Raw genomic sequence first — 26975 nt, forward strand, 5'->3', positions numbered from 1 at the left:
TGCCTTCCTTTACGGTAAATAGTTTCTAGGATTCTGGCTTTTGCCGTTGATGTCCACTTCAAAATGCAGATGTGGTCCGGTACTTCTGCCAGTGGAGCCAGAGTAAGCGATGAGGTCGCCCTGCTTCACACTTTGCCCGGCGGTCACCACAATCTGCGAACAGTGTCCGTAAAGTGTGCAGAGCCCGTCGCCCCGGTCGATGACAACATGATGTCCGTATCCGCCCGTGTCGTAACGCACATATTTGACGGTACCGTTTATCGCGGCGTGAACCGCAGTGCCGATTGGTACACCAAGGTCAAGCCCCGTGTGGAACGCTTCGTCACCGCGAATTGGATCGGTACGTCCGCCATAATCCGATGTGACAAGATTGCGCCAATTAGAACCAATTGGGCTGATGAAACCGCTGCCCACCGGGGATGTCATTCCACCGTTGACGGAGACCTCACTATCCTGCGATGCCGTGATATGCTTGTAAATGTCAGCGGCGTTTTGCCTTTCCTCCTGCGTGACGGCTTTCCCAATCTTCTTTTCAATGCTCGCGTAAATGGTTTCAAGATCGATAACCGGAACCGCTACGGTCTTGGTCGTCCCGGATTTTGTGTTCGTTTCTTGTTTGTGGGTGACAAAGTAGCCGACAAAATTCCGGTAATCCTCCGCACTCAGATTCAGACTGTCAGCGCCGAAATACAGAGAATAAAAAATTGCCTTTACCCTAACGCTGTCAATGCTGCCGTCCTCAATCTCCGCAGAGATGTCTTTTATGGCTGTATCCAATTTTGAAAAACAGTTTTGTATGTTTTGAATGTGGGTCGCATAGTCGGCTGGAACCTGGGATGAGATTGCGCCACCCTTGAAGCACAGATCCACGGCGGCATTGTTGTTGTCGGCCGCACCCGAGAGCATACTTATGATGACCACGATGCAAAGAATCAGCGGTGTAAAGGCGGCGGCAATGATAACGCCGATGGCTTTACACGTTCGTTTGTCGGTGGCGACGGCCACCGCCGCTTTGACCGCGAGGGCTATCGTTGCGGGATCAGCCATGTGATCACCACCATTTTGGGCCGAACAAACTACCCTGTTCCGGTTCGGCCGCCTGCTGCTCCTGCGCCAGTCGGACGGATTTCTCCACAGCTTGTTCTAAAAAATCGGTGTCAAAGCCCACGCTTTTGTATCCCTCCATGATAGTGTTCAGGTAATAATCTGATGGAGAACCAAATTGATGACCGTCATTCATGACATAAACCATGGCTGGAACATTCCTTCCTCCCAACTCCACGTCAAGGATTCCCTTGCGATAAAAATGGAGATATCCCTCATAGCGGTCAAGAGACTGCAGGTCTTTATCCTTTAACGCCCACAGAAGTATGGGAACATTGCTCCCCTTGAGCGGCTCCACCGTCGCCACCGAGCCACGGCCGCCGCCGCGGAACAGAAGCTCATAATCTTTGATTTCACTCACCCCGACTATTTTGGCGGTCGGGCATCGGAACGCCATCTGCGGCAGATTGAGATTGCTGCCGTAGGCGATATACAAAATCTTGCTTTTCATTTTTAATCAGTCCTCCTACAATAGACAATGAGTTTTACATGGACATAAAAAAGCCGGGGCTTTCTTCGTCCTCGGTCTGTTCGGTGTCCTCCTGATTTTGTTCAGCCGGTGCTGGGGCGGCTGCCTGTTCCTGCTCCTTCTCTTTTTTCTGACGCAGAAGCTCTTTCTGCTGTTCAGCCTGCGCAGGGTCTTTCCACGCGATGCAGCCGTCCAGATTTTCCAGCAGATGAAGCCGTGCTGTTTTGAATTCGTCGCCGATGAGACCCAGCCGTAGCAGCCAAGTGCGGAAGGTGTATTTTTCATTTGTGCTTTGGGTTCTGGTACGGCTGGCGCAACGCTGGGAAAGCGCCTGATGGCTGATGGCGAGGCTGAGCTGGATGTACGCCTTGATTTTTCCGGCATGAGTAGTGGAATTGAACAGGCGAAATTCTATCGTGCCTTTGGAAAACACGCTGTGAAGATTTAGGCAGTGGTATCGGCTGTCATCGTAATGGTGGTAGCTCCTGTCCTCGCCGTTATACCAGATGCGGCTAACGTCAGCCAGATTTTTCGGCTTTTTGCGGTTGAGTTCCTCCAGAAAACGCTCATCCACCTTTTTGCAGTAGCTGTGTTCGCGGGAAACGCTGACCTGTAGCGCTTTGTAAATCAGATCCTCCTTGCTCGCCATAATGTTGGTGATGTTGCGCAGGGTATTGGCATTGTGGGGCGAAGCATCCACATGAACGTGTATCCCGCAACTTGAATTTGCGACGGCTCCCGCGGCGCGAAGCTTGCGCACGATTTCCTGTATGGTTGCGATGTCCCCATATTTACAGATGGGGCTGACCATCTCAACACGGTAATTGGAATCGGCTCTGCCTTGCTTGCATTCCTCATGAATACTGGCGTCGCTTACGATTTTCCACGTGCGGCTTTGGCTGTCCAGCACGGAATAGGCGTCATAAACACCGCCGTCATGAGACAACCGTGTGCCGAAATGCTCCGATAAAACCTGCGCGGCCCGCTGGCGTGACAGCCCTGTCAGCTCGACTTCAATACCAAAGCGCTGATCTCTTAGATCCATTTGACTGCACCTCCAATCCGGCAGTTATTTTGTCATCGGCCGCCAGCCTTTCCGAACAGCTTTGCCTTGTGCTCTGGGGCCTGAACCATGAGGTTGTACCGTTCGTTGCCGCATTTGTACAGGCATACGCCGCGTTGCGGGTAACGGATGAGATTATATTCGCTCTGTTCGAGCTGGAGGGTATCGATGTAAAATTTAGCATCAATCGCCCCCGCGTTGAACAAAAACTGATGCGTCGGGATAGAGAACAGGGGCTTGGTATACTCCCGGATGCCATCGATATTGAAATCTTCGAGGTTTTGACTGGCGAGAATCACGGCGCTATCCTTTTTACGAACACGCTTCATGAAGTTGCGGATGTACTCCACTGCGGTGAGATTGGTAAGGAACAGGTAAAACTCGTCAATGCTGGCGACTGTGTTTCCGGTAGTCAGAAGCTCGTTGCTCATATACGAAAGGACATTAAATAGCAAGGCGTTGCGGATATTTTTGCTTGCCTGTAGCAGGCCCTTCACACCAAAGGTTACAAAGCTGCTGCTGGTGATGTTGGTGTGTCCGTCAAAAAATTCGGACTCCGCGCCCTTGCACAGGGAGTGGAGTCCAAGGCAGATTTCCCGCAGCGTGTCCGCGGTATATAGTTGGCGTTTGCTTTCATCGAAAGCTTTGTATTCAGCCTCAATAAGCTCGTACAGATCTGACAGAATCGGGTAATCCGTTGATTTTAGTTGATTAAAATCACTTTGATCGGTGATGCCCCATTTGTCGTAGAGCTTGCCGAGCATAATTTCGATGGTGTCGATCTGGCGGTCATTGAAGTCCTTGTAGGTTCTGAAAAAGTCCTTGAGAAAACTGATATGCTGGCTGAGTTTTGAGGCTTGACGAAATGCCTGAGGTGCTTCCGTATCCTTTGGGTCACCGGTTTCATCCCATGTTTTCGGCTCCAGAACATTGATGATATACTCGCCGCTCATCAGGTCGATGAAGCATCCGCCGAGGTTATTGGTCAGATCCTCGTACTCCATTTCAGGGTCTAACGCCAGCACATGCATGCCAGACTCGCACATATTGCAGAGGATGAGCTTTAATAAATATGACTTGCCCTGTCCGGAATTGCCGAGGATCAGGATGTTGGCGTTGGTCTTATCGTCGGCACGTTTATTAAAATCCACGAGGATATTGCTGCCAAATTTGTCACGGCCAAGATAGAAACCGTTGGCGTCTGTCTTACCGGAATAATTAAATGGGTACAGGTTTGCGACCGAGGATGCTGGCAGCACCCGTTCAAACTGATCGCCGAACACGTTCCAACCGGAAGGCATCACGCAGATAAAGCCCTGCTGCTGGCGGAGCATGAGACGGTCAACATTGAGCTTTGATCGGATCAGTTCGGTCAGCACCTCGGTCTGTAGCAGCTTGAGTTGGTCAGGGTCGTGCGCCGATAACTCAATATATACGGCAGTGTGGAGCAGCGGTTCCTTGTTCCGGTGCATCTGCGTCACGATGGTCGCCACATCCTGCAGGTTGCTTTCGGCGGTGACGGTCTGCTGGAGATCGTTGGTGTTACTTCGATTCATGCGGTTTTTATTAGCCGCGTTGGATATGATTTTCTTTTCTTCCACCGGCGTGACATGTCGGGTGTAGATGCGCAGGGTAATCCCGTCTTTTTCCCCCAAATGCCGCAGAATGGCCTGCTCATCGGTGGCTGTCGGATATTCCCTAAGTGCCCAAACGCACCTGAATGTGTTGCCGCAGATAAAGTGGTCGGTGTTGAATTTGATGATTGAAGGGGCTATCATATCCAGAAACTCCTGAATGTGAACATCGTCCGACTGCTGAACTGTTCTTTCTTTCCTGTCTTTATTCATTTAGAATCACCCATCTTTCTCCGTCAAAATTCTCGAACTTTTCAGTGGTCACGTTCTGCTCAAAATACACGGCGAGGATACGCTTGATATCCTCTGTATCAGCACGCTTGACAGAGAAATCCTGTTCCCGCAGGGTTTTCTCAATACGATTCAGATATGGGAACACTTCACTCTGCTTTTCATTGCGCAGCCGGATAATGATAAGAAATTCTCTTGCGGTCGCCATCTGCACCTGTACGCGATCAAGATGGGTCAGGTCTGCTTCCAGCAACTTGCAGACGGTGGGGTTCTCCTCCTTCTCCATCCGCTGCCGCAGGAACCGCTTGTTGTCCTCGAAGTTTTCGCGGGAATTCAAACAACACATTTCGATCTCAGCCATGCCTTTCAGAACAGTCATGAGCGCGTAAATCCGTGCGGAGATGCTGGTCTCTGACAGTACGGAAATGTTCGACGGCTTTATAATAAAATACACCAGCTCGCCGTGGCTGTAGGTCAAAAGACTGTAGTCGGTGACGGTTCTCGCGCCGATAAGCTGGCGGGTCGACTGCTTCTGCCGGGCAACCTTTTTTTCTTTTCTGCTCATCATTCCGTGTACCTCCACTCATAGAGTTGTTGTCTGGCGATAAAAAAGGCGCAGGCGTATTTAATAAAATCAAGAATTGAGGTGTCCTCAAACCGGATAGTGAGGAAACCGTAAAGGGCGGTCACCACAATCGGCAGCAGGAAGCGGAGCTGTGCCAGCGCAAAAACAGAGATAAGACATCCAATACCGATGATTCCAATGTCACGTAGCTGCCACAGCCACAGCGTTGCTTTGGATTTTAAATTGTCAGGATAAATGTACATTCAGTCATCCCTTCCTTCCATGGATTTTTGCAAAAAATATGCGATACCGTGCAGAACAAATTCCACGCACGGTATCGCAACACTGTTTCCAAGCGCCTTGTAACGGGCACTGTCCGATGCTTTTTCGATGTCTGTCCAGTGATCCGGAAAGCCCATCAGGCGCTCACATTCCAATGGCGTCAGCCGCCGGACGAACTTGCCGATCCGCACAGGGTGCAGGGTATTAAGGGAATATCCCCCGCCTGAGTGGGCCTGTAACGTTCCGCAGAGGTCGCCGTTTTCCGTTCCGCTCCGGCAGTCCAGCCCAGCGACTTCCGTATCACAAATAAGGTCGGTGGCGTCCTTATACTGCCGTGCGCTTTGTGTGCTGACCACATCGTTGGAGACGTATTCGTCGCTGCGCTGCTGGGAAAATACACAATGCACGTCGGTTCGAGTAAGGGTGTAGCTGATATTTTGCTGACATCCCAAACCGTTACCGCCGTTCTTTTCTTTTCTGTCGATAATGTTCCCGGCAATGCAATAGGTTTCCTGCGGTGTAATCGTCAGCGGAACATTGTTGCCGCCTGTACCGAATCTGGCCGTTACGGTTGGCGATTTATCGTACGGCCCGGTATACCGGGCATCTATACCGTGATTTTCATACACCATAGGCTGATGACCGTGCTCCTGCGCCCGGAGGGTTCCAGCCACATTTTCGCTGCAGTCCATTTGACTTCCACCCTGGTCGTTCAGGCAGAGAACGCTCGGTACACTGTTTGAGCCGCTTTCCGAACCTTTTAAGGTAGGAGCGCATTCCTTCTGATAACCGATACCTCCGGCTTTTGCTCCCTGTCCCGCTGAGAAAGACGCCGTAAACAGCAGACCTGCCGGGTTTCGTCCACCGCCACCATCCGCTCCCGCCAGTGTGGGTGAAACGCTGTTCTTTGGAAAGATTCTCCCTTGCTGGGTATCCCATGGATTCAGACACCCGCCTGCTTCTCCAGCGCCTGCCTGAGGATCGGCGGCAGTTCCTTGCCCCGCTTCTTCGCACGGCGCAGGATTCCCAAACAGGCTGTCCTGCTCAAATAGTATTTTGGGTGCGGTGCGGCCTCCAAAATCTGCGACAAGAAAAATTCTCTTGCGTCGTTGGGCGAGATGCCAGTATTGAGCGTCCAGTACGCGCCAAGCAACGGAGAATTGATCTCCCATGACGGTCCCAGCAGAGAGCCATACCCTTCCCGGAGGTCGAGGTACAGATACGGAGTCGTCTGCAATTCGGCAGGTTTCCTCGAGTACGGTTCGGAAATCATCTCCGTCGCAGGAGCTAAAAGCGCCGGGGACATTTTCCCATAGCATGTATCGGGGCCGAATAAACTCATCTGTTCTTCCGTTTCGAACATCTTCAGCTCGCATCTCCTTTACAATTCGAATTTGTTCCATGAACAGGCCGGAACGTTCGCCCGTAAGACCTTTCCGCTTTCCAGCCAGGGACAGATCCTGGCACGGTGAGCCGCCTGTAATGATGTCCACAGGCGGCAGCTCTGCGCCTTTCAGCTTTGTAATATCGCCCATAGGGAGCATTTGCGGAAAGCGGAGTTTTGTTGCCTCAATGGGAAACGGCTCAATCTCGCTCGCCCATATTGGCACGATGCCGTTGCGCACGGCGGCAAGAGGGAAACCGCCGATTCCGTCGAACAGGCTGCCAAGAGTCAGCGTCGCGTTCATAGCTTCATGCTCATTCCGGAAGACAGAACTTTCTCCAGTTCCTGTTCCATCTCCATGGGAAAATACGAAACATTTGCCGTTCCGATATCCTTCATAAGTGAATCGACTTTTTCCGCCGCTTCTTCATAGGTGTCAAAGGTCATAGGTTTCCCGTCCGATTTTAGCCAGGCTTCCGCCGCGCCGCAGACGGATGCGGCGCTTCTTTTCGCCCATATTCCATATTTCTTCATATTTTTCACTCCCATCATTTCAGATTGATTAACGTATTTTATTGGGATTCCAAGCCTTTTGGCTTCGGCAATCTCCATTTCCATCCCCTTGGATATCTGGCTTCCACAGATCCATAATTCTTCGCACGCGGCAAGGATATGGAGCCCCATCTGAATGCCCGCAGTTCTTTCGGCAGGATTGGAATCGTCCAGAAAAGCCGGATAGAGCAGATGCGGGGCAATCGGAACATATCCGCGTTCCATCGCGTAGCGGCAGTATTTCTTCGCCATTTCAGCGTTGTTATCAACATCTCCGGCGTAAGGCGAGGCAATATATACCAGCTTTTTGTCTGTCATTTCGCCACTGCCTGGACAACCGTCCTTGTAATATTGACGGCAGACTGCGCCGCGTAGAGGGTACTCATGAGGTTTGCCTTGGTCGAGGTGTCCAGTCCGAACTGTCCGGCAATCCTTGGTATTTCCGAACTTGCCAGCATAAGACCGAGGCCGAGGAGCATGTTGCTGTTAAACACCATGAGCCCCGCGACGAGGATGGTCGCCTGTAAAAAAGCAGTCAGGCACAGCCCGATGACCTGCTTGCACCAGCTTACGAAACCGTCAATGTAACCGCGAGGTACGCTGAACATGTATAAGCTGCCTACAGCAATCTGAATGAGTAGAATGCCACCTCTTTTCAAGTTGGCAAAGAACACCTTGATAATCGCGTAGCCCATGAGAATTACAATAAAGATACCCATGATTGGGTTGAGCCCAAGCCCGCCGAGATTGGTCAGTGCGGAGGCGGACATGGTGCTGATGCCTCCGCTTGTACCAATCATTCCGGTGATTCCGGACGAGAAGCTGCCCTGTAGAGAAACAGCCAGCTTATACAGTTCCACTGGTACAATGTTAAACAAATTCACAGCCATAAATCCCTTAATGGCGTTTAAGGCGGTGTCCTTAATGCTGCCCCGACCGCTTTGGTATTCAATTCCGCACTCAAAAACGGCTACCACCAGCCCTGTCCCATAAAGTGCCCACGCGAGATAGGAAAAGAACAGTACAATGGCCTGTACCCAACTCATATTGAAAAGCTCGGCCCCCATGTTGCCCATCATAGCGAAAAACTGGCCGAGGAAACCGACAAGCTGTGCGTAAATCCAGTCCATGATCTGGCCAAGAACCTTGTCTGCGACAAAATCCCAAATAAACATGTAAAGTAACAACTCCTTTCACTTAGTAATTGTTAAATATCCTTGTGCATGATAAAATAAAAAAGGCTCTGGTAAAACAGAAACCATTTTTTCAATAAATTAAATTGTAATGAGGTGAATGTCTTGACCGAGCAAGAACTAATTCAATGTTCACATAAAATGTTGAATAGATTTATTTTAAAATCCAGACATTTTTGCGATTGCTATTGTGTACCTGATGGATTAGCAGATATCTTAATGGAATTCAATGGAACTGGCACTGTTCAAAAAGACGAAAAATTTAGCAAAAAATTAGGATATGATTATGATTATTTTGCATTTGTTAAAAGCACCAAAACTTTAATTGCTTTAAAGTCTTTACTAAATGATGGTACATATTTTTTTAATGAAGATAGTTTTATGTTAATCCGTAGCATATTTGAAAACCACATTATGAACCGGTATGTTCGTGAGCATATTGACATTGAAAATGAAAGAGAAACTGTTGTTAATAAATTTATACTAAACCCGTTATCTGTCACCTTTAATTACTTTTCTTTACAAGGCTTTAATGTTGTTGATGAGCAAGGAAATTCCACAGGTAAAATACCAATGCCAGCAGGTTTTAAAATGGGAAAAGAAACTGATTACTACAGTAATTTTTATCAATTTTTATGTCAGTACACCCACTGTTCATTTGGTGCCTTACTTTGTTACTTCGATGATAGGTTTTATACATATCAAAAAAACAATTTTCAAGTTTTGACATTATTTTTCTCACTATTTGTGTTTACTAAGATTTACGAAGGTGTTGTTACGGTCGAAGGCGAAGATTATGACACCGTTGCGGAAGAAAAATCCTATTATGATTTAGGATATGATTCTATTGAAGTGCAGTTAGAACTTATTGATTTTTTAATTACTTATTACTCAAATCGACCAAAAGAAAAAATAAGATTCATAGTTGAGAAGTACCTTGGTGATAGTGAGTATGATAAAGAAAATAAAAAAATCATTGAAATGTTAAGCCAAATGAGAGAATCGCTATTTGATAATGAAATCGGAAGTCTTGATAAAAGTCAATTGAAAGATGGTCATTTTGTTAGAAAGTATCCTAATTTGAGTTTTTTCGATTAATGTAGCTTAACCGGACAAGCAACATCGTTGTTTGCCCGGTTGCTTTTTTGCTACATACCAACCACAGACCAAATATACAATGGGGCTGTCAAAGTAAACACAAGGCAGACGAAAAGGATGGCCGGCGCGGCCCATTCAAATTGGCCATGTTTTCTATAGTCGAAATAAGCGGTTCCGAGTTTGGCAAAGAAAAACACAGCGAGGATCAGGTCAATGGCGGGAAATACGACGTTATTGACGACGGTTTTGATTTGTTGAGAAGCTGTTTTCCAGGTTCCCTCAACCGCCCCCGCCACATTGCCGCTGTCTGCGGCATAAGCGGTCACGCAGCACATGGAAACCATGAGCATGACGGCACAAAAGATAACAAAAAACTTTTTACTTTTTTTCATACAATCTTCCACCTTTCATATTTTATTGATGAAAAAGAAAAGACCGCAGGGCTTCACAGAGCCTTGCGATCCTGTCTTTTTCTGATGATATTTTCAGGGATTGACCGGTGCAATGTGCCAATCCGACCACAAATTTCCGCTGATGGTTATCGAGTCGGAAAGGTTCATACTGAGCATCCCGGTCGGCGTCCAGCAATCAATCAAATAAGTGTACGGTGTGTAGCTCCCGTCCGGCATCCATATCGGCGTGAAATGGGTGCGCCGGTTATAAGTTGAATACCTGTTCTTCGCAAACTCAAACCTTGCGTTATACCCACTGCCGGTTCTGTCCAGCAACCTCCAGTAGGTTTGATACTGAAATTCTGGAAAATAGGTGACAGCGGTCTGTGTTCCGGTCACTGCCGAAGATTGATTGGTGCTGACGTTGGCGGTGGTCGTTTGATTGATGCCATAACCTGACTTCATACTTTTTCCGGAAGCGGTCGGTACTTTAGCGTCGGGCGTAATTTTCATGGAAGCAGAAAGGCTTGCTGAGTATGAATTTCGACTAAAATCCCACCAGCCCTTATCGACCCAATCGCCCTCATCCTTCCAATGTCCGCCGCCTTTTCCATCACTGTGCCATTTCCAGTTGCTGTGCCAGACCCAGTTTTCATGCCATTTTGGGCGCCATACGCCCCATGAAACTGAGGTCACCTGAGAATAGCCCGGAACATTTGTGCGGGAATAGGAATCGTTTCGGTCATCGGCAACGGGGTTCGGCGGATCTTTGCCGGACAGATCCACAATATTGGCTGCAATCGACCCCTCGCTTGCCCTGCCGCCGCCCGTTACGGATACATGAATTGTCATTGTCTGAGGAGCGGCCGGTGTTGTCCATCGAACCCATGCAAGCTGGGAATCGCCGTCCGGATAGTAAACATTGCCGACCGTATAGGTTTTGCCGCCAATGCTGAACTTGACAGTCACCGGATGATTGGGATCGGACTGTCCGCCGCTGACCGTAACCGACGTAATTACTTCCGTATTAACACGGTATGTGTAGTTATGGGTGCTGGTATTTGGCGGCTCTGCTTCACTGAATCGTACAATGCCAAGGCCGAGGGAAGAGATGATATCCGAGTTGGATGCGGCGGATGTCGTAGAACCTGACCATGCCGGATAGCCAAGATCCGGCGTTTCCAAAAACATGGCCAGCGGCAGATTCTTATGCGAAAGGGACACCATTTTTCTGCGCAGACCACCGTCCAATTGCTGATCGTAAAGCGCCGCTTCCGTTGCTGTCATGGCAATCCTGACACCATTAAATGTCATATAGGCGATGGGTTCCAGCAGAATTTTGTAATCCCCATTTATAAGTGTGCTGTAATTAAATCCGGTAAGCCCGGCGATGGTCATGATCATGTATTCGGAACAGAAATATTTCTTTATGACTTCAATATTTAACTGTCCGCTGTCGGAGCTGATAATCTTTGGAATCGTTCTATTGGGATTGTGATAGGTATAACCATTCATCTTTGGTGATAAACCAGTGCCGCAGTTATACTGTATTTTGCTGACTTTTCCAAAATGAGCTATTGTGCTGTCCGGTGTCTTGTTTGTAAAATCCAAGGGAGTGGAAACCACCGCGTGATCGCTTGCCCTGACTACCGTTACACGGACTCCCTCATCACCCGTATTCCAATAATTTTCTCCGGTTCCGTCACCCATACTGCCGCCTCCATGGTCAATGTTTCCATCGCCATCCGCAAAGGCGGTAAGCGGAAACAACAACGTCAGCAAAACAGACAGCGTTAAAAAGGCACTGAGTATTCGTCGTTTCATACAACACCTCCTGAATAGTAAAAAGCACAGCATTTCTGCTGCGCTTTTTGGTAATATTCTGATAAAAAAGGCTAATCCATCCGCCCTACCTGTTTATTAACATCTCCATCCGAGCCCGCTTTAGCGCCTTGGTTTGCACCGCCATCATCCACCCATCCGAAACCGGGAAACCATACCTGTCCTTTATCATTTTTCCCCCCGCCCTTGTGTTCAGACGGCTTGCTGACTTTGGTATCCCCTGATTTGTATGTGGGGATTTTGCTGGAATTATTGGTTTCACCCTGCGGTTTGGGAGCTTCTTTGGGGGCTTCGGGTTTTGCCACATCAGCCTGGATGGTCTGCTTGGTCCCGCTGGAGACTCCGGAACCCGAAACTTTAGAGGATGCTGTGACCGGTTCATTGGACTGAATGACCACATCTGTTTTTTCTGCCGGTTTGCTGGAATCAGGGTTCGGACTTACTTCACTTGAAACCACAGACGACGGAGCCGCCGTAACGTCCTTTGGCTTTTCTGTTTTAAATTGATAAGATATCGCTATAACGAGGGCCACACATACGACGCTGAGTCCGGCGACTATTAACCCTCTCTTGTTTTTATCAGATAAATTTTTCATAAGGTTCGACCTCCTATATATTCGTTTCTGACATTTTCTTACAAGCCACACCATATCACAAGAGCTTTCAAAAGTCTATTGAAATTGCGAAGATTTTTAAAACAAAGGCATATATTTTGCCTGCACCTTGAGATTAACACGCATGGGCGGCAGGGACTTGCCTCCAAAGGTTACCGGAACCTCCAGCAGGATTGAAACGTCGGCAAGAAAGCTCTGTGCGCCGCGGGAATTGGATGGTGCCAACGGCGCGTTTCGGATATTCACAGACAGGTTTGAGAGCTTGAATTCCACAGCTTTTCCGGCATACTTCAAATGATACCCGTTTTCAGAACGCAGGCCGAGGGCCTTGTCAAGCCTCCCGTAAACATCACCGTAATTGATACTGTTCGCCCATGAAAAGCCGCTCGGTTTGTAACCGCCGGAGTAACCCTCTCGGACACTGTGATAGACATTGTCATAGTTGTCGTTTACCGTCGAAATGACAGCGGACTGCACTGCGTCCCGAACACCCGACGCAATAATCATCAGACGCATGTATTCTGAGATCCCGCACAGGAGGATGACAAGAACGAGGGCGACAGCCACAATCAGAGGAAACGACGTCCCTCTTTTATTCCTTATGATATCATATAGTTTCATTATTTCCAGTACACCTCACTCTTGCCTGTGGCCTTAGATTTCAGTGTAATGGGGAAACTTCCAAAGCCTCCGAAAAGGCCAATGTTCTCCTGTATGGATACCGTCACCGTGAATTCGTGATCGAGCTGGATTTTACCGGTCTTTGACCACGTGATGGCGGGATTCAGCCCTGTTTGTTCTTTCAGTACCTGCGCCCTTTGGGTGGTTTCGCTGCCAACCCGGCCGGAGATTTCAGCTTCCCTGCACAGCTCGGTGGCAAAGGTGTCCAGCTGGTTTTTGGCGATATACACGGGAAACACCTTGACGGCGAGGGCGATCACCAACATAGAGCAGAGTACCAGCACCGCCACATCAATATATCCCTCACCGCGTTTTGATTTTAATATCTTTTTTAGCAAAGCATTGTTTCACTCCTCTCGCCTTATTTAATCGCTAAAACATTCCGCCGAGGGACTTCATGATTTCAAGGGCGATGACAACCAGATAGGTAAACAGGAAACACATCAGCATAATAAAGGAAAATACACGGATTTTCGGAGGTATCTTCAGTGCCTCGCCTTTGAGCCTCTGCAGTTCCAGTGCTTTGAAATCGTGCGCCAGCATCTGAAAATAAATCGCGCCGTCATCGCCGCGGAGCACACCGATCAGCCCTCGCACCACATCGGAGAGTTGGGACGAGTTGAGCCTTGCCTCAAACCGGGTCAACGCCGCCTCATAACTTGACGAGCGCATGTCGGCGGTCACAATATCCAGTTCCTTTGCGAAAGCAGAACCGGCATTCTTTTTGAAATGTTCCAGAATGGACAGCACGTCGCGGCTGCTCTTCAGTTCCTGCTCGATGGTCGCCACGAACCGTGGCAACTCGCTTTCGATCTGTTCACGCTTTGCCTTAAGCTGCTCGTCTGCTTTCCGGATTTCCTTAAAATAGACCAGAATCGAAAGGAACACCAACACCGGAGAGAGCAGCGGGAACAATAACAGACAGGGAATCACGCCGAAGAGGATTGCCCCGGCCTTCACAATGGCGTAAGCGGTGTAGATCTCCGGCGTCATGCCAATACCTGCCGCCTTAAGGATATTTGCCATGCGGCTCTTTCTGTATTCATTCATCCGAATGATTTTCGAGAGTCTGACAGCACCGGTCATCAGATACGCCTCTATGCTTTTGGCGGCCTTTTTACCCTTTTTCCCAGTGCTTAACATGGCTTTTGCCGCGCCCATGGTCGGGAGCTTCAGCACACCGGCGAGAATAAAAAATAGTCCCGCCGCAAGCAGGACCGCAAATAGAAACAGCAACATCTTCATATTCACTACCTCCTGTACTCAATGGGCTTAGTTAGCTTGATGACAAACGCGGTGGAAATAAAAATTGCCGCCGCGCAGATTGCAAGAACAATCTGCCCCACGACGGTGTGCATCAGCGTTGCATACCAGCTTTTGTTGAGAAAATAGATCAGCGGGATGTTGCCTACGACGAGGAGCGCCATGATGATGAATTCCTTTCTGGGTTCAAACACAAGGTAATCCAGTTCAGAATTGACAATCCGCATGTCCGACAGCTTGCTAACAATGGGCGTCAACGTGGTCTTGAGGCTCCGGTCGTACTGGCAGGCGGCAACGGCATCGCACCATTCCTGAAACACCTCGTTTTCAATTTTTGGTTTCATGGTCTTGAGCGCCGCGTCCACATCGGGATTGATGAGCCTGACCTGTGTCACAAACCCGGCAAACACGCTACGCACCGGAGGGTTCAGATTCTGGAGATTTTCCTCGACGGCGGTCAGAATATCCTCGTTTCTGAGATAGGCCGTGGTAATAATGGACAGCGCCGTTTCCAGTTCCGCGGCAATGCTCTTTTTGTAATGCGTCGACGTCATCCTGATATACCAAAACGGCAGGAACATCATACCTACCGCCAAAACAGGGACAAGGAACACATTTCGCATCAGAATGGCGATGCTCGCGCCAATGGCAAACAGCAGCAGCGAGCACGCGCAGACAAGGGAAAAACGGCTGCTCCGTCCGGTAAGTGCGAGGATATCCTGCGCTTCCATGATCTCCCGGCGCAGAAAGGACGGCTTCTTCCGTTTGGTGACTTCGTTGATCTCATCCTTGATGCTTTTGGGACGCCTGGTCAGAAAGCTAAACAGCCCATCCGTGAATTTCATTGGGGAGATTCCGAACAAAATAAAAGTACCTGCGATCAGACCAACACATGCAATCAGCTGAATAAAGGTCATACAGCGTTCCCTCCCTTCAAAATGTGATTGAGCACCTCCTGCGGCATGCCGTTTTCAATGAAATGCTTTTGCAAACTGGAGGATATCCCGCTGACCGGCTCATGACGCCCGTTAATAATAAATTTGTCTCCGTCCATGCGGTTTTCCGTGATGTGAAACCGGAACAGGGTTCGGAAATTTCGACTGCCGTCCGGTAAAATTTCACATTCCATGATTTCCATGATCTTGCGCTGCTTGTTTTCCAGCTGCTTTGTGAACACGACAATCGGGAACGCCTCGGTTACAAGAGACATGAGGGTATCATCCGCAATATCGTACTTTCGCTTGCAGAGGGTTGCCATCCTGCGCCAAGTGGCTTCACAGGAATTGGAGTGAATGGTGGTCAGTACGGTGTGTCCGGTTCTTGCCGATTCCTGTGCGGTATAGGCTTCTGCCGAGCGCATTTCCCCAACACAGATAATTTCGGGATTGAAACGCAGCGCCATATCAAGGAGCATATCCTGATCGATGTTTTGCTTTTCGTTGTCACTGCTTCGTGTCAGGGTATGGATGACGCTGTTGACCACCCTGCCGTCCTTCTCCCTTACCAGCGCAAGCTCGCGGGAACCGTTTTCAATGGTGAAAATTCTTTTCGTGTCGGGAATTGTGGTCAGCAGCCAGCCCGCCAGAGTGGTTTTTCCGCTTGAAGTCGCGCCCGCCACGCACACGGATATCCCGTAGCGCAGGCATTCAGACAAAAAGTCCAGCATTTCCCCGGTCGCTGTGCCTTCGTTTACGAAATCCTCTTTTGTGAGATTCTGCGGATTCACAATACGGATGGAAGCGCAGACGCCCACGTCCTCGTCAACAAGGGGCGTTTTCAGAACGGCGATTCGAATGTTCTTGCTCAAATGCCCGAGGACAGCGGGACTTGCGTTATCCAGCACCATGCCGGACACATGGAGCATCCTGCGGATGACGCTGATCGCGTGTTCCGGTGAGTCAAAGTGTTCGTCCAGTTTAACCGTACTGCCGTTGCTGTACTGGATTTCTATGTCATTCCACGCGTTCACGTCGATTTCCTCAATGCCAGTGCCAAAGATGTATTTTGTAAGAAATGAAAACTCCGCCATTTCGGAATAGAGGGCATCTATGAGCTGCTCATTGGTCATGCCCGTTACGGCGATACGGTAATCCATCAGGTATTTTCCGATATACCGTTTAACCTGCGTTTTGACTTCGTCCTTTCCGCCGTCAATGATGAGGGTGGAATATTTGCCGGAGATATACTCCTGCACCTCATGCAAAACAGCCACAAAATTCTTGGAGCTGTCATCGGGAGAAAAAAACAGATTATGATTATCTGCAATACTGCCAGGCTGGGCGCTTTGCAGTTCTTGTTTCATACGCCAAACACCTCCTTACTGATCTTCTCAATTTCCTTCCGAAATCTGCGGCTATCCTTAAGCGCCAGATCGCGAAACAGATCTCCAGCAAGCGCCTGGTTTTCCAACTCATCGGAATGGGGTATTTTAAACGCCACGCTGCCGAGCACCTGTTCGATGTTTTCACTGGCTTCATTGGTCTTTACATTGCTTGCCGCCTTGTACTGCTTTTCCGCGTCCCATTTGTTATCTTTCAGCAGCGGAAGCTGGGAAGACAGATAGCTAACGGACTTCAGGTCGCAGTTTACGAGCCGGAGCACCGAATCGGCTTCCATCAAGGCAACCGCGGACAGAATGTCCGTAGCGATGGTGCTGCCGCAGTCGATGATGATATAAGGCGCGATATCCCGCATACACTCAATCAGTTCCGTCGCCAACTCCGCGTTGTACGGCGGGTAGGTGAACATATTTTCGCCTTTGAGCATACCGACCAGCGTTAAATAATTGATTTTCTTATGGGTGACGCAGTTTTGTTTAATGAGCGTATCCGTCACATGGGTCGCTGCTAAAATGCTTCCAAGGGATTTTTCACATTCGAGGTCGGCGGGTGGGCAGATACAGGGCAGCATGGGGGCGGTCATATCACAGAGAAGTAAAACGACATTTTTGTGCCTATCGGCGAGGTGTTTTGCCAGTTTCACCGCCACAGTGGTTTTACCGCTTCCGGGGCTGCCCCACACGGCGAGAACCTGAACATCTTTTTCCGGCTCCGCATTCTGCGGCTCGCCACCGGTGTTTCGGGAGAAAATACTCCCTGTTTTGAAATTGAACATGCTATTTGCCTCCCTCGCTGGAAGAGGTTGTTCCGGAAGAGGATTCCGCTCTCTGATTGCCGGAAGGGTACAGTCCTTTGAGCACCTTGTCCTGCGACTCTATAAATTTGGCGGCATTTTCCTTGCTGCCCCGGTACACAAGGGAAAGATGCAGTTTCCCGTCCGACTCCAGATCGGCAAGAATTTTGCTCTGTTCCGGCGATGCAAGAAGGGTCACGGTTGCCGGAAGTTTCCGGTCACTCTCCGACGAAGTCGAATTGGATCCAGCGTCACGCTGGTCGGTGTCGTAGCCGGTGCTGGCGGTTACCCCGATGACCTCCACATACTGGAGTTCCTGCGGAATGACGGTGGCACCCTGTTTCTTGTAATCCGGCGCAATAACCGATACGATATCGCCGGAGATTAGTTTGCCGGACAGCCCGTTTGCAAGGTTTTTTACCGTTACGGATATAGCCTGCTTTTCTCCGTTAAGATTGTATAAATAGGCGTTGTCGGCGGCGGGCGTATTCGTAATCTTAGAATTTAAGAGGTAATCGCCAACGGTTAAATCTGAGGCAGCGTATTTGCCGACGATGCTGTCCTTGTTCTTTAGCACATTTTCCGGAAGATTGTATCCTCCAACCTCCACGGTCTGTACCATGTCCTTTGTGATCTGATCTCCAGCCTTGATATCTTTCGTAACACGCACGATGCTTGTTTTTTGTGAGATTCCGGCATTAAAAAGCGGCGTGACCGCGAAGCAGATCAAGAGCGAAAGGACAATACAGAGCACGCCGAGAGCAGTCCTGTTTTTTAAAAAACTCATAGGGTGATACCTCCCATATTCATAAAATAAGCGGCGATATAGCCGGTCGATAAAAAAGGCACGAGGGGAAACGCCTTTTGGCATTTCCTCCCGCGCAGCTTCTGAACAACTAAATAAATCGCATAAAAAATAAGCATGGCGGTCAATCCGATCACCAACGCCGCCATACCTCTTTGAAAACCGAGTACAAGCCCTGCCGCTGCCATCAGCTTGATATCCCCGCCGCCCATGCCACCCCAAATCAGAGCGGCGATCAAAAGCGGCAGTGCTGTCAGAATTCCGAACAGCTTCTCCGGTTCGAAGCAGATGAATCCGGTCAGAAAAATGAGCAGACAGATGGTGTCGGGAATCGTTCTTTTTTTAATGTCAATCAAAGATGCAATTAACAAAAGGGCAAAAAATATGCCGCCCTGCAATAGGAGCAGCAGATTATCGAGGCTAATGCAATTAGCCTGCATAGTTGAACATCTCTTTGATACGCTGGGTAACGGTCGGCATGATGGTATTGCCGAATAGGGCGTACAGTCCGGCGAGAAGCAGCGCGCCGATCACAACGCTGATTAAAATTTTAATGGCCGTATCCACGAAGCCCTCCGCTTTCCGTGAACGCATCAAAGACTGAACTACCAGCACTTTGCCGATCATTTGATTTCTTACTTTAAGTGCGAGTTTTCTCATTGCTATTACCTCCGAAAATATATTTTTAGATTTCCATGTGTAAGAGTGAATCCTACATGCCGCCCATCTGCATCCCTGAATTCTGCTCCAACTTTTCGGGAGAAGATGGCACCGCTGCTTTTGGGCTCTGTGTGAGCGCCTGATGATAAGCGTCCAGTACGGCGGTGTTCAACTGCTGCCGGAACGCGGCGGTTACAGGGAAGCAGATATCCTTGTACTCTCCGTTTCCCGCCTTGTAGCTGGGCATGGCCACGAATGGTCCCTTGCTGCTGTCCACCACCTTGACATTGCGGATAGCGAAACAGTTGTTTAAATTGACCGAAGCGATAGCTCTTACACTGCCCTCCGGACGGATGGAGCCGATCTTTACATCCACCTTCATTGGCATGGATTGTTCTGCGCTTTCCGGCACAGTTGTTTGTTTTTTTGCCGTTTCATTCATGATGATTTCCTCCTGCTTAATAAATTTAGGCACAAAAAAAGACAGCCGCTTGGCTGTCATAAAAATTGATGCTATTTGCTAAGTTCAAAGAGCAGCACTAAACTGTGGGACGCGGTATAACTTTTATCCCATGCAAGCCCGCATTTTGCCGAGAGCGCCAGAGTACCTTTCGCTCCGTTTGGATTTAGCGTCCCAAGCAGTGTCTTTGAAGAAAGATCGGTGGCGTAAATCAGATCCGTATCATTGATGGCCGACCATGAAGAGGTTCCCGCAGCTGTTTCCTTCACATGGATGCCGAGCGCCAGATCGGATTTGGTCTGCGCCACCGTCAGTTTACTCCAGTCGGCATATTTTGAAGACGTTACGTCATTTAATCTGACTGAGCCACCCGATGAAGCAGACAGACTCTGGATGGACACTTTTACGGGAACACCGGAATTGTTGGTGATTGGAATCTCCGACGCTATGAATGGTGTATCGTTGTTTGGATTGATGGAATAATTCACGCTGATGGGATGTGTTACCGAAATAAGTTCATTCACATTGTAATGTGTTACTTGGGAAACATTTCCGACATTGTCCACCGCAGCGATATGGATGTAGAAGTTGCCTCCGGACGGTCTTGAAAAGGTATAGTTTCCGGCCGCCGTTGTAATTGCTCCGTTTGGAACGGTGGAGGGATTGTTATCCACCACAATGGAATACCCTTTCATGCCGCTTTTGATGGATGCCGCCACTACCGGAGACTGGAATTTCACGCCGTCATTCTGCCCGGTGGCCTCCACGTAATACTGATAGTCCATCGCGTTATCGCTTGACGAATAGGCAACGGTATATTGTGAACAGTCAGCATTGTGCGTCACTCCTGAAACAGCAGGCGCATCCGGGACGCTCAGATCCTGCCCCTTGTGGTCGTTCCAAGAGGTGTCGGTGGTAATCTGTGCGAGATAAAAAAGGGTGTTAGCGGTCACGCGCTGCTCGTCCGGTGTGGCCGCCCCGTTGGAATGCCCGGTCTGGATCATCGCCGCGTTGCACCATGTGGTCAGGTAGAAGGCGTTGGTGCCTTTCCCCTCGGCATTGGTCTGCGGCGTGCCGCCGCTGTAGGTGTACGGCGGCTGGTAAGTCATCCACACGTCGCCCAGCGCCAGTTGGTTGGTATGTGACATGGGAACATTCAGAACAGTTCCCGGTTCCCCGATTTTCCACGGGTAGTTAGTCAGCAGACCCTTTTTAGACACGTTAATTTGCGTGCCGCCCAACACCGTGTATTTGCTGATGGTTTCAATATTGACGTAATGCGCCAGGTTGAAAAAATTCGGCATGGCAATGGTATCATTCAAGACCATCGTGTCGTGACCGAACAGAACGCCCCTGCCCGTCTTGATGAAAGTATCCACTTTGATCTGGGCGGTATTGGATAAGTCTTGAAAGTTATTTGCATCCCACGCACCGAAATATAACACATCGTATTTATAGGTTCCGTCCTGATTTTTTAGATAACTGTCGGGAGTTACGTTAAAAAGGGATATGGAAACCGCGTCGACCGAGATCAGCCCCTCGCCGTATCCTTTGGCATTGTATTCATTCGGCGTTTCCATCCACATTTTCAGAGATGCGGATTTTGGCAGGGTACAGCTTTCGCCTTTCCACGTTTTGAAGGATACGGTCGGAGTCACATCGGGAAAGATGTTGAGAACCCTGACCGTGTTTTTGGCCGGAATACTCTGAAAAGTGGATTCCAGCGAGGATTTGGAATAGAGCATATAATTGTACGGCTGCGACCGGTCGATATTATTCCAGTTCAGGGCAACGTAATTGCCGGAAGGGTTGGGCACTACCGTCAGCGTCATGGAGGGCGTGGCCAGCGCTGAGACGCTGTTTGTCGAGACCGACAGCAGCATTGCCATTGTTAGAACCGAAATGAAAAACAGCCGTTTTATTTTTGATTTCAATGATTGACCTCCTTCCCATGAAATAAATACGCGGCCGGAAGATCCTCCCTCCGGCCGTGTATTTTGTCTGGATTAAGTGAATTGGAACAGGAATACAAGACTGTGGTTTGCGGTGTAGGCGCTGTCAAACGCGAGCCCGTGATTTGCCGTTAGCGTCATCGTGCCGGTTGCGGCGGGACTCAGCGATCCGACCGCTGTCGGAGTTGTTTTGACCGCCCAATGGGTGGCAGTGTTGTACCCACTGCTCCATCCGGTCGTATCCTTTGCCCTGACGCCCAGCGCGATGTACTTTTTAGAATCGGCAAGGTTCAGCGTGCTCCATGATTTCGAGGCACTGTCCACATCGGTGAAAGTTAGTGTGCCACCCGACGCGGCGGTCAGGGACGCAACCGTGACATTTACCGCCACCTTCGTGTTGTTGGTTACTTTGATGTCAGGGGCGGTGAGTGTGCCGGTCGTTCCGTTGTTAGGGTCAATGGCATAGGCGGCGCTTATAGGATGCGTGAGGGAAATGGTCAGCGGTGAAATGGCGCCGTTGATGGCAACCGTTCCGGTGACGCTGCCTGTGCCGGTGTCGGTGGTGTCTGCTGCGAAAGCGGTGACTCCTGAAACACCCAGCATGGCAAGGGTCATGATACCTGCGAGAAACCTTTTGATACTTTTTCTCATTTTCAAACCTCCTAAAAAATAATATATAATCAGCCGGATTTTTCCGGATGATTACGACACGGTTAGCTTGATTCTGTAATTTGCTTCGCCGAGATACGTTTTGGTATCCCGGTCATAATAGCGGATGGCCGCGTTTACGTCATAAGTGCCGGGGTCAATTTTTTTTACAAGCGTGATGCTTTCAATGTGCTGTCCCGGAACGATGGGGACAGATTTTGCTACCGTTTTTCCGTCAAGGACAACTTCGCACTGCATGATGACATTGTTTAATGCGGGATTTTCTACCACCCATGCACCTTTAGTGCCTTTTGCACCGCTCGGGAACGAGATTTGCGCACTCACCCTGTCAGTAACCGTGAGCTGTTTCTTTTGAAGCTCCGACAGGATTTCACTCTGCGTCTTGGAATCGTAGCCTCCCGGTATGGCGCTTCCGTTATCATCCAGTGAAGAAGAGCCGGGGCTGGACTGGCTGGATGGGTTTAATCCACCACCATTCTGACTGTCCGTCCCGGCAATAGAAAAAGAAATTATAATGCCTATGATCAGCAGTAAAAGCAAAACCAGAAGAATCAGCAATGTTTTTTTTCGCTTTTTCTTTTTGTCGTTGTCGTTCATGATTTCCCTCCATTTTCAATATAAAAATAAAAAACAGCCATTTGGCTGTCACTGAGTTGCTATAAATTCATGGTTTGGCCGCTCTGCTGTTCCTGTTCAGGTGACTGGAATGGAATCTCTTTGAAGCCGAACCGATCGACGTAATGGAAACTGCTGCCCGCGCTGTCATACAGTTCGATCACATCCGACATCGAAAGGGAATGTCCTTTATAATCGGGCGGATGGTTCAGGTTAAATTTCTCATAGATTTCATCCAGATTATTGGTTTCTAACTGCCCATCATACACAACCTGGTAGTTTTCCGGATCGGGTTCACCGAATCGTTCCAACAACTCGTCGTAGCCGATGAATTTCATCGTGACGTCCACATCCGGTTTTAGCTGGTGAATGCGACAGTTTTTCAAGATCGGGGTGTTCCCGTCTAAATCCGGTTTACCGCTTGCCAACCGGTCAAATACGCCATTTGTCCACTGGACTTCCAGCCCCCGTTTTTTCGAGAGATAATCCTTTAATTCCTCGCAGAGAAACATGGGGTCGACAAAGGCTTTCCCATTTTCGATGTACCCCGCGGTATTGCCATAGAACTGGATACGGTCGCTTTTTATGCTGATGCCATCCATTTGGATTCCTCCTTCATTGATTCATATGCATGCCTCCATCCTGTGGCTTCTGCCCAGCCCGGAACGCCTCGATAGCCTCCGGCGAGGGATGGACGATTTCGCCTTTGATCATCTCAAACACGCAGAAATCATCGCGGTCACAGATCATTACCCGGTGCTGGTAATCCTTTTGCATCTCGATGTAGTCCATAACCTCTTTTTCACTGCACAACCAGACTCCGGAAGCATAGCGGCCATCAGGCAGGAAGCTGTAACCACTGTATTTTGGCTCATGATTCTTTACGTCGAGTGCTCCCACGGGCCTGATTTGAGAAAGTTGAAGTTTTGCGGAATCCGGCAGCAGCTCCGGCTTCAAAACTCCGACCACATCGCCACGCATTTTTAGGGAAAACTCGCCGGTATTTAGGGACACCAGAAATACGGCGCAGCCGCTTGGATTTACACCGGCTCCGTTTCCGCAAAGGCAGAAAAACAGTTGATTCCGACAATTTTCAGGCAGTGATTCACGGTTTAAAACCATAGCCTTGCCCTTGATGGAGCATGCGGAGCCTGTTTCCACACAATCGCTTGCCGTATAGATTTCCTTCGCTTCCATTTCTCACATCTCCTTTTTCTGCTTTAAAAGCTCCGTCAGCTCGGCAATCAGGCTGAGACGGATATCGTCTGGCATGGTCTTAAATGCAGCCCTCACAAACGCTTCCACAGCCTCGGGCGACTGATCACCTACCTCGATAATGTCAACTTTCCGGACAGACACCCTGCCATTTGCCACACCGAGGCGCACAATATTGCCGTAATCCATGCCCGCAGCGGCGCGCAGCTCTTTGGGAATGAGAATGCGGCCTTTGCCGTCCAGTATTTTGTAAATGGGCTTTCCCAACACTGATTTATCCGTGTTACTCATTTGCAAACCCTCCGTTTCTCATAACCTCCCGAACCGTGTCTGGATGGATGCCAAGGTCGCTGTCCGGAGGGATTTGCGCCGCATCCAGCAGATCACGCGGCAGGGTGAGTTCATCTTCTCCCTCATCTTCGAGCGTGTCAATGCCGTTCGGGGTAATGACAAACTCCTTAAAGGTATTGGAGATGCCTCCTACGGAGTCACTGATGTACGCCAGCTTCACAGTGTCGCCGGACACAAGTCCCATATCCCGCAGAGGCTGTGCGGGAATCGTAAGTTGCCCCTGTTTATCCACGGTGCCCTGAATTTCAATCATTTTCATAGTCTTGTTCCTCCTTGTTACCCCCATAGCAGGGGCACTTTAATCTCATTCCGGTGGATCAAACAATCCCATTTGTACCGGAATATCACGCATGCGCTCGGCTGTGTCGTAGTTCGAGATGAAGACTTCGGCGAACTCACAGCCATTGTCATACCGCTGGGCGAGGTTGTTAATGCGGGTGACGGCTTCGATTTGGTGCTCCTTGTACAGTTCCCTGATGTATTCACAGTCATTGTAGGACACCAGCCATTTGCCCTGACAGGCTGCAAGCGTGTCCCGAAGTCGCACATGATCTTCCTTTTTAAACGCTACCGCATAGTGATCCTCGGTTTCAAAATACGGCGGATCGCAATAAAAAAAGGCGTCCGGTCTGTCGTACTGACGGATCAGCGCCTCAAAGTCTTTATTTTCAATCATCGTATCCTTAAGCCTGCGGCTGCCCTCCCATATCAGATGAAAGGTTTTACGGATGTCGAAGGGCTGGCACCCATAGGAGGTGCATCCGCTACCGTAGCTGTAGCGGATCAACTTGTAAAAGGCGGCGGCTCGCTTTACATCCGACATGGTGGCGTTTTCGGTGAGAATGGGCTTAATTTCATCAAACTCTGAAGGAGGCAGATAGTGCTGCGCCAGTTCCAGCTCTTCCCGCAGATAAACGCTTGTAAATTCCTCCTTCTCAAGATATCTCTTCAGGACATTGAATTCATCCCGCCCATTCAGCGGAAGGAAGTTCAACTCCTTGAGCAGGGCGAAAGGGCGTTCCTTCACGCAGCGGAACAGATTGGCAAGGTCGGAATTGAAATCATTGTAGACTTCCATGCTGGTGTCGGGCGACCGTCCGAACAGCACCCAGCCACCCCCGCCGAAGACTTCAATATACCGCTCGAACTCCTTTGGAATTCTCTGATAGATCATTTCGCGCAGGGCCTTTTTGCCGCCCACCCAACTGATGATGCTGTTCAACGGATCAACACCTCCCCGGCTTGCTGATCCTGTCCACTTCGGTTCGCAGGCAGCTTCCGTCCGCATCCCAGCAGATGAAACCGACGCGGGAATAGGGACAGCCTTCACAACGTTCGGTATCCTGCGGCAAAGGGACGGAGTGGATTTGTCTTGGCGGTGCGGGATCATAGCCACCCTTTCTTTCTTCTGAATTTATATTCTCACTCATAACTCATTCCTTTCCGGAAAACAAAAAAGGCGCCGCCTTTTCAGACAGCGCCTTACGTTTGTTTTCTATTTTTTATCTTTTACATCATCTGCTGCCCGATGGACGGCCGGCAGTATTCCAGCTTCATCTCATTTTCATTACGGCGGACAAAGCCATATTCCGTATTGGTTGCGCTATCACGTTCCATCATCGCACGGCCGTAACTATCAAACTCGACATACTGAAAAGCGGGATCGTCCGGCTTCAGGCTGGAATCTTTCAGCAATGCTTGCCGCCCGTATTCCTCCGGAGAGGACATCTGCGGATAGAAATCATAACAGTCAAGATTCTTCGTGAGGTCAAGGGCGTGGTCGATATCGGCGCAGTCCGTAAATTCAAGAATAGCCTTGTATTTTGGCAGCGCATCCTGAGATTGAAGTTTCCTGACGCGGTCGGCAAGAACACTGATTTTATCAATATCCTCTAAAAAAGTGAAGTTGTTGTCAAAACGGGAGATGATGCTTTCGCTTCTTTCGATGATGCAGTCATCCAGGCTGGCAGTCTTCAAATAATGAAGCGCCTCATTGATTTGTTTCGGTGAAGCGGGAAAGGAGAGCCACTGGCCCCGGTTGTTTTTGAGGTCATCCACACCGCTTTCAAGGAGCAAATTGAAGATATAATCGGTTTCTTTTGGCTGCTCCGGCAAATGCATACCGTCATACACTTGTTTCAATTCATCAAAATCTTTGACTACGTAATGACCGTCCACATAAGCGCCGTTCTCAGCTTCCCGCATGAAGCGCCCGACCTTTTCCGGATCAATGAACTTCAGGATTTCCTCCCTGCATTCATCCGGAATCTCATTTACCACGTCAATAAATTCGTTGTCAAGATAAAACTCACCCAGCTCTGTATCATTCTTCACGGGTACACACTGGACGTTATCCATGTTGTAGGTGATATTGATGAGTGTTTGGATGGAGGGCAGTTCTTTCTCCATCTTGACGAGACCTATAAAGGCGATTTCCTGCCAGTCCTCCATTTCTGACAGCCGGAATGCAAGGAAGTTCAGCTCGTTAAGCGGCGGATTTTCAGGGATGTACTCGATGGATTCGCCTTGATTGTTGTAACACTCCACAATTTTATACGGCTGATCGGCGGTGATCCTTGCCCGTTCCATCGCGTCCTGTATTCCATTTTGATTGGCAGGGAGCCGGAGATACGCGCCAGTATATGCTGGACTGGCATATAAGTCGGAACGCATTAAAGTTACAGTCATTTCTTTCATTTTTTACTTTTCCTCCTGTTGTTGAAATAAAAAAAGCGCCCTCAGTTTCATA

General features: G+C 49.3%; 32 protein-coding genes. 1 reads left to right on the forward strand and 31 read right to left on the reverse strand.

The window, feature by feature from the left end; genetic code table 11:
* Nucleotides 1-9: 9 nt before the first annotated feature.
* Genes QOS46_RS06965 through QOS46_RS07005 form a run of 9 tightly spaced genes read right to left on the reverse strand, consistent with a single transcriptional unit; the run spans nt 10 to nt 8459 of the window.
* Complete coding sequence (locus tag QOS46_RS06965) at nt 10-1047, reverse strand: M23 family metallopeptidase (RefSeq protein ID WP_283608447.1); 1038 nt, start codon at nt 1045-1047, stop codon at nt 10-12.
* A gap of 4 nt (nt 1048-1051) precedes the next feature.
* Nucleotides 1052-1555, reverse strand: coding sequence for a gamma-glutamylcyclotransferase family protein (locus tag QOS46_RS06970; protein WP_283608449.1), 504 nt, complete (start codon nt 1553-1555; stop codon nt 1052-1054).
* A 34-nt stretch (nt 1556-1589) separates the two neighbouring features.
* Nucleotides 1590-2618, reverse strand: coding sequence for an amidoligase family protein (locus QOS46_RS06975; protein ID WP_283608450.1), 1029 nt, complete (start codon nt 2616-2618; stop codon nt 1590-1592).
* Between the two features lie 32 nt (nt 2619-2650).
* Nucleotides 2651-4483, reverse strand: coding sequence for a VirB4 family type IV secretion system protein (locus QOS46_RS06980; RefSeq protein ID WP_283608453.1), 1833 nt, complete (start codon nt 4481-4483; stop codon nt 2651-2653).
* On the reverse strand, nt 4476-5066 hold the full coding sequence (locus QOS46_RS06985) for a hypothetical protein (protein WP_283610794.1): 591 nt from the start codon (nt 5064-5066) through the stop codon (nt 4476-4478). Before QOS46_RS06985 ends, QOS46_RS06980 begins: the two co-directional genes overlap by 8 nt.
* Nucleotides 5066-5329: a hypothetical protein gene (locus QOS46_RS06990; protein ID WP_283608455.1), complete on the reverse strand. Its 264-nt coding sequence runs from the start codon at nt 5327-5329 to the stop codon at nt 5066-5068. The genes QOS46_RS06985 and QOS46_RS06990 overlap by 1 nt, the downstream gene beginning before the upstream one ends.
* The gene (locus tag QOS46_RS06995; RefSeq protein WP_283608458.1) at nt 5330-7036 is read right to left on the reverse strand and encodes a DNA cytosine methyltransferase; all 1707 of its coding nucleotides are present in this window, start codon (nt 7034-7036) and stop codon (nt 5330-5332) included. It abuts the gene before it with no gap.
* Nucleotides 7033-7602, reverse strand: a complete 570-nt coding sequence (locus QOS46_RS07000; protein WP_283608461.1) for a DUF7768 domain-containing protein — start codon at nt 7600-7602, stop codon at nt 7033-7035. The genes QOS46_RS06995 and QOS46_RS07000 overlap by 4 nt, the downstream gene beginning before the upstream one ends.
* Complete coding sequence (locus QOS46_RS07005; protein ID WP_283608463.1) at nt 7599-8459, reverse strand: conjugal transfer protein TrbL family protein; 861 nt, start codon at nt 8457-8459, stop codon at nt 7599-7601. The genes QOS46_RS07000 and QOS46_RS07005 overlap by 4 nt, the downstream gene beginning before the upstream one ends.
* A 123-nt stretch (nt 8460-8582) precedes the next feature.
* Here QOS46_RS07005 and QOS46_RS07010 point away from each other — a divergent pair, with 123 nt between their 5' ends.
* Nucleotides 8583-9575: a hypothetical protein gene (locus QOS46_RS07010; protein ID WP_283608465.1), complete on the forward strand. Its 993-nt coding sequence runs from the start codon at nt 8583-8585 to the stop codon at nt 9573-9575.
* Nucleotides 9576-9625: 50 nt separating this feature from the next.
* On the opposite strand, the gene QOS46_RS07015 is transcribed toward QOS46_RS07010, so the two are convergent.
* The 22 genes from QOS46_RS07015 to QOS46_RS07125 form a co-directional block, all read right to left on the reverse strand.
* Nucleotides 9626-9967 (reverse strand): DUF3852 domain-containing protein, encoded by a 342-nt coding sequence (locus QOS46_RS07015; RefSeq protein WP_283608467.1) that lies wholly within the window; start codon nt 9965-9967, stop codon nt 9626-9628.
* Nucleotides 9968-10060: 93 nt separating this feature from the next.
* Nucleotides 10061-11791, reverse strand: coding sequence for a hypothetical protein (locus tag QOS46_RS07020; RefSeq protein WP_283608469.1), 1731 nt, complete (start codon nt 11789-11791; stop codon nt 10061-10063).
* Nucleotides 11792-11862: 71 nt separating this feature from the next.
* On the reverse strand, nt 11863-12405 hold the full coding sequence (locus tag QOS46_RS07025; RefSeq protein WP_283608471.1) for a DUF6550 family protein: 543 nt from the start codon (nt 12403-12405) through the stop codon (nt 11863-11865).
* Nucleotides 12406-12501: 96 nt separating this feature from the next.
* On the reverse strand, nt 12502-13044 hold the full coding sequence (locus QOS46_RS07030) for a hypothetical protein (protein ID WP_408611447.1): 543 nt from the start codon (nt 13042-13044) through the stop codon (nt 12502-12504).
* The gene (locus QOS46_RS07035) at nt 13044-13442 is read right to left on the reverse strand and encodes a DUF4320 family protein (protein ID WP_283608473.1); all 399 of its coding nucleotides are present in this window, start codon (nt 13440-13442) and stop codon (nt 13044-13046) included. The genes QOS46_RS07030 and QOS46_RS07035 overlap by 1 nt, the downstream gene beginning before the upstream one ends.
* Nucleotides 13443-13476: 34 nt before the next feature.
* A complete protein-coding gene (locus tag QOS46_RS07040; RefSeq protein ID WP_283608475.1) occupies nt 13477-14349 on the reverse strand; it encodes a secretion protein F in 873 nt (290 codons plus the stop codon).
* 5 nt (nt 14350-14354) lie between these two features.
* Nucleotides 14355-15284, reverse strand: a complete 930-nt coding sequence (locus QOS46_RS07045; RefSeq protein ID WP_283608477.1) for a type II secretion system F family protein — start codon at nt 15282-15284, stop codon at nt 14355-14357.
* Nucleotides 15281-16669 (reverse strand): type II/IV secretion system ATPase subunit, encoded by a 1389-nt coding sequence (locus tag QOS46_RS07050; RefSeq protein WP_283608479.1) that lies wholly within the window; start codon nt 16667-16669, stop codon nt 15281-15283. Before QOS46_RS07050 ends, QOS46_RS07045 begins: the two co-directional genes overlap by 4 nt.
* Nucleotides 16666-17481, reverse strand: coding sequence for an AAA family ATPase (locus QOS46_RS07055; RefSeq protein ID WP_283608481.1), 816 nt, complete (start codon nt 17479-17481; stop codon nt 16666-16668). Before QOS46_RS07055 ends, QOS46_RS07050 begins: the two co-directional genes overlap by 4 nt.
* A 1-nt stretch (nt 17482) precedes the next feature.
* Entirely contained in the window at nt 17483-18286 is an 804-nt protein-coding gene (gene cpaB / locus QOS46_RS07060) for a Flp pilus assembly protein CpaB (RefSeq protein ID WP_283608483.1), read from the reverse strand.
* The gene (locus QOS46_RS07065; RefSeq protein WP_283608485.1) at nt 18283-18744 is read right to left on the reverse strand and encodes a prepilin peptidase; all 462 of its coding nucleotides are present in this window, start codon (nt 18742-18744) and stop codon (nt 18283-18285) included. The genes cpaB and QOS46_RS07065 overlap by 4 nt, the downstream gene beginning before the upstream one ends.
* Complete coding sequence (locus tag QOS46_RS07070) at nt 18734-18964, reverse strand: DUF6133 family protein (protein WP_283608487.1); 231 nt, start codon at nt 18962-18964, stop codon at nt 18734-18736. The genes QOS46_RS07065 and QOS46_RS07070 overlap by 11 nt, the downstream gene beginning before the upstream one ends.
* A gap of 52 nt (nt 18965-19016) precedes the next feature.
* Nucleotides 19017-19406: a SpoVG family protein gene (locus QOS46_RS07075; RefSeq protein WP_283608489.1), complete on the reverse strand. Its 390-nt coding sequence runs from the start codon at nt 19404-19406 to the stop codon at nt 19017-19019.
* 71 nt (nt 19407-19477) lie between these two features.
* On the reverse strand, nt 19478-21358 hold the full coding sequence (locus QOS46_RS07080; RefSeq protein WP_283608491.1) for a DUF5057 domain-containing protein: 1881 nt from the start codon (nt 21356-21358) through the stop codon (nt 19478-19480).
* Between the two features lie 72 nt (nt 21359-21430).
* On the reverse strand, nt 21431-22027 hold the full coding sequence (locus QOS46_RS07085; protein ID WP_283608494.1) for a hypothetical protein: 597 nt from the start codon (nt 22025-22027) through the stop codon (nt 21431-21433).
* A 51-nt stretch (nt 22028-22078) separates the two neighbouring features.
* Complete coding sequence (locus tag QOS46_RS07090; RefSeq protein ID WP_283608496.1) at nt 22079-22642, reverse strand: hypothetical protein; 564 nt, start codon at nt 22640-22642, stop codon at nt 22079-22081.
* A 59-nt stretch (nt 22643-22701) separates the two neighbouring features.
* The gene (locus QOS46_RS07095) at nt 22702-23262 is read right to left on the reverse strand and encodes a YodL domain-containing protein (RefSeq protein ID WP_283608497.1); all 561 of its coding nucleotides are present in this window, start codon (nt 23260-23262) and stop codon (nt 22702-22704) included.
* Nucleotides 23263-23275: 13 nt separating this feature from the next.
* On the reverse strand, nt 23276-23857 hold the full coding sequence (locus QOS46_RS07100; protein ID WP_283608499.1) for a hypothetical protein: 582 nt from the start codon (nt 23855-23857) through the stop codon (nt 23276-23278).
* A gap of 3 nt (nt 23858-23860) precedes the next feature.
* Nucleotides 23861-24166, reverse strand: coding sequence for a division/cell wall cluster transcriptional repressor MraZ (locus QOS46_RS07105; RefSeq protein WP_333782970.1), 306 nt, complete (start codon nt 24164-24166; stop codon nt 23861-23863).
* Entirely contained in the window at nt 24159-24485 is a 327-nt protein-coding gene (locus QOS46_RS07110; protein ID WP_283608502.1) for a hypothetical protein, read from the reverse strand. Before QOS46_RS07110 ends, QOS46_RS07105 begins: the two co-directional genes overlap by 8 nt.
* A gap of 45 nt (nt 24486-24530) precedes the next feature.
* Nucleotides 24531-25448 (reverse strand): DNA adenine methylase, encoded by a 918-nt coding sequence (locus QOS46_RS07115; RefSeq protein WP_283608504.1) that lies wholly within the window; start codon nt 25446-25448, stop codon nt 24531-24533.
* Between the two features lie 287 nt (nt 25449-25735).
* Nucleotides 25736-26923 carry an antirestriction protein ArdA gene (locus QOS46_RS07125; RefSeq protein ID WP_283608508.1) on the reverse strand — a complete coding sequence of 396 codons (1188 nt, stop codon included), beginning with the start codon at nt 26921-26923 and terminating at the stop codon, nt 25736-25738.
* Nucleotides 26924-26975 lie beyond the last annotated feature (52 nt).

It is taken from the genome of Faecalispora anaeroviscerum, from assembly GCF_947568225.1.
GTDB lineage: Bacteria > Bacillota > Clostridia > Oscillospirales > Acutalibacteraceae > Faecalispora > Faecalispora anaeroviscerum.

Bases quoted from the DNA above. Each gene is read 5' to 3' on its own strand.
- QOS46_RS06965 (WP_283608447.1), bottom strand. From the start codon at position 1,047: ATGGCTGATCCCGCAACGATAGCCCTCGCGGTCAAAGCGGCGGTGGCC.
- QOS46_RS06970 (WP_283608449.1), bottom strand. From the start codon at position 1,555: ATGAAAAGCAAGATTTTGTATATCGCCTACGGCAGCAATCTCAATCTG.
- QOS46_RS06975 (WP_283608450.1), bottom strand. From the start codon at position 2,618: ATGGATCTAAGAGATCAGCGCTTTGGTATTGAAGTCGAGCTGACAGGG.
- QOS46_RS06980 (WP_283608453.1), bottom strand. From the start codon at position 4,483: ATGAATAAAGACAGGAAAGAAAGAACAGTTCAGCAGTCGGACGATGTT.
- QOS46_RS06985 (WP_283610794.1), bottom strand. From the start codon at position 5,066: ATGAGCAGAAAAGAAAAAAAGGTTGCCCGGCAGAAGCAGTCGACCCGC.
- QOS46_RS06990 (WP_283608455.1), bottom strand. From the start codon at position 5,329: ATGTACATTTATCCTGACAATTTAAAATCCAAAGCAACGCTGTGGCTG.
- QOS46_RS06995 (WP_283608458.1), bottom strand. From the start codon at position 7,036: ATGAACGCGACGCTGACTCTTGGCAGCCTGTTCGACGGAATCGGCGGT.
- QOS46_RS07000 (WP_283608461.1), bottom strand. From the start codon at position 7,602: ATGACAGACAAAAAGCTGGTATATATTGCCTCGCCTTACGCCGGAGAT.
- QOS46_RS07005 (WP_283608463.1), bottom strand. From the start codon at position 8,459: ATGTTTATTTGGGATTTTGTCGCAGACAAGGTTCTTGGCCAGATCATG.
- QOS46_RS07015 (WP_283608467.1), bottom strand. From the start codon at position 9,967: ATGAAAAAAAGTAAAAAGTTTTTTGTTATCTTTTGTGCCGTCATGCTC.
- QOS46_RS07020 (WP_283608469.1), bottom strand. From the start codon at position 11,791: ATGAAACGACGAATACTCAGTGCCTTTTTAACGCTGTCTGTTTTGCTG.
- QOS46_RS07025 (WP_283608471.1), bottom strand. From the start codon at position 12,405: ATGAAAAATTTATCTGATAAAAACAAGAGAGGGTTAATAGTCGCCGGA.
- QOS46_RS07030 (WP_408611447.1), bottom strand. From the start codon at position 13,044: ATGAAACTATATGATATCATAAGGAATAAAAGAGGGACGTCGTTTCCT.
- QOS46_RS07040 (WP_283608475.1), bottom strand. From the start codon at position 14,349: ATGAAGATGTTGCTGTTTCTATTTGCGGTCCTGCTTGCGGCGGGACTA.
- QOS46_RS07045 (WP_283608477.1), bottom strand. From the start codon at position 15,284: ATGACCTTTATTCAGCTGATTGCATGTGTTGGTCTGATCGCAGGTACT.
- QOS46_RS07050 (WP_283608479.1), bottom strand. From the start codon at position 16,669: ATGAAACAAGAACTGCAAAGCGCCCAGCCTGGCAGTATTGCAGATAAT.
- QOS46_RS07055 (WP_283608481.1), bottom strand. From the start codon at position 17,481: ATGTTCAATTTCAAAACAGGGAGTATTTTCTCCCGAAACACCGGTGGC.
- cpaB (WP_283608483.1), bottom strand. From the start codon at position 18,286: ATGAGTTTTTTAAAAAACAGGACTGCTCTCGGCGTGCTCTGTATTGTC.
- QOS46_RS07065 (WP_283608485.1), bottom strand. From the start codon at position 18,744: ATGCAGGCTAATTGCATTAGCCTCGATAATCTGCTGCTCCTATTGCAG.
- QOS46_RS07070 (WP_283608487.1), bottom strand. From the start codon at position 18,964: ATGAGAAAACTCGCACTTAAAGTAAGAAATCAAATGATCGGCAAAGTG.
- QOS46_RS07075 (WP_283608489.1), bottom strand. From the start codon at position 19,406: ATGAATGAAACGGCAAAAAAACAAACAACTGTGCCGGAAAGCGCAGAA.
- QOS46_RS07085 (WP_283608494.1), bottom strand. From the start codon at position 22,027: ATGAGAAAAAGTATCAAAAGGTTTCTCGCAGGTATCATGACCCTTGCC.
- QOS46_RS07090 (WP_283608496.1), bottom strand. From the start codon at position 22,642: ATGAACGACAACGACAAAAAGAAAAAGCGAAAAAAAACATTGCTGATT.
- QOS46_RS07095 (WP_283608497.1), bottom strand. From the start codon at position 23,262: ATGGATGGCATCAGCATAAAAAGCGACCGTATCCAGTTCTATGGCAAT.
- QOS46_RS07100 (WP_283608499.1), bottom strand. From the start codon at position 23,857: ATGGAAGCGAAGGAAATCTATACGGCAAGCGATTGTGTGGAAACAGGC.
- QOS46_RS07105 (WP_333782970.1), bottom strand. From the start codon at position 24,166: ATGAGTAACACGGATAAATCAGTGTTGGGAAAGCCCATTTACAAAATA.
- QOS46_RS07110 (WP_283608502.1), bottom strand. From the start codon at position 24,485: ATGAAAATGATTGAAATTCAGGGCACCGTGGATAAACAGGGGCAACTT.
- QOS46_RS07125 (WP_283608508.1), bottom strand. From the start codon at position 26,923: ATGAAAGAAATGACTGTAACTTTAATGCGTTCCGACTTATATGCCAGT.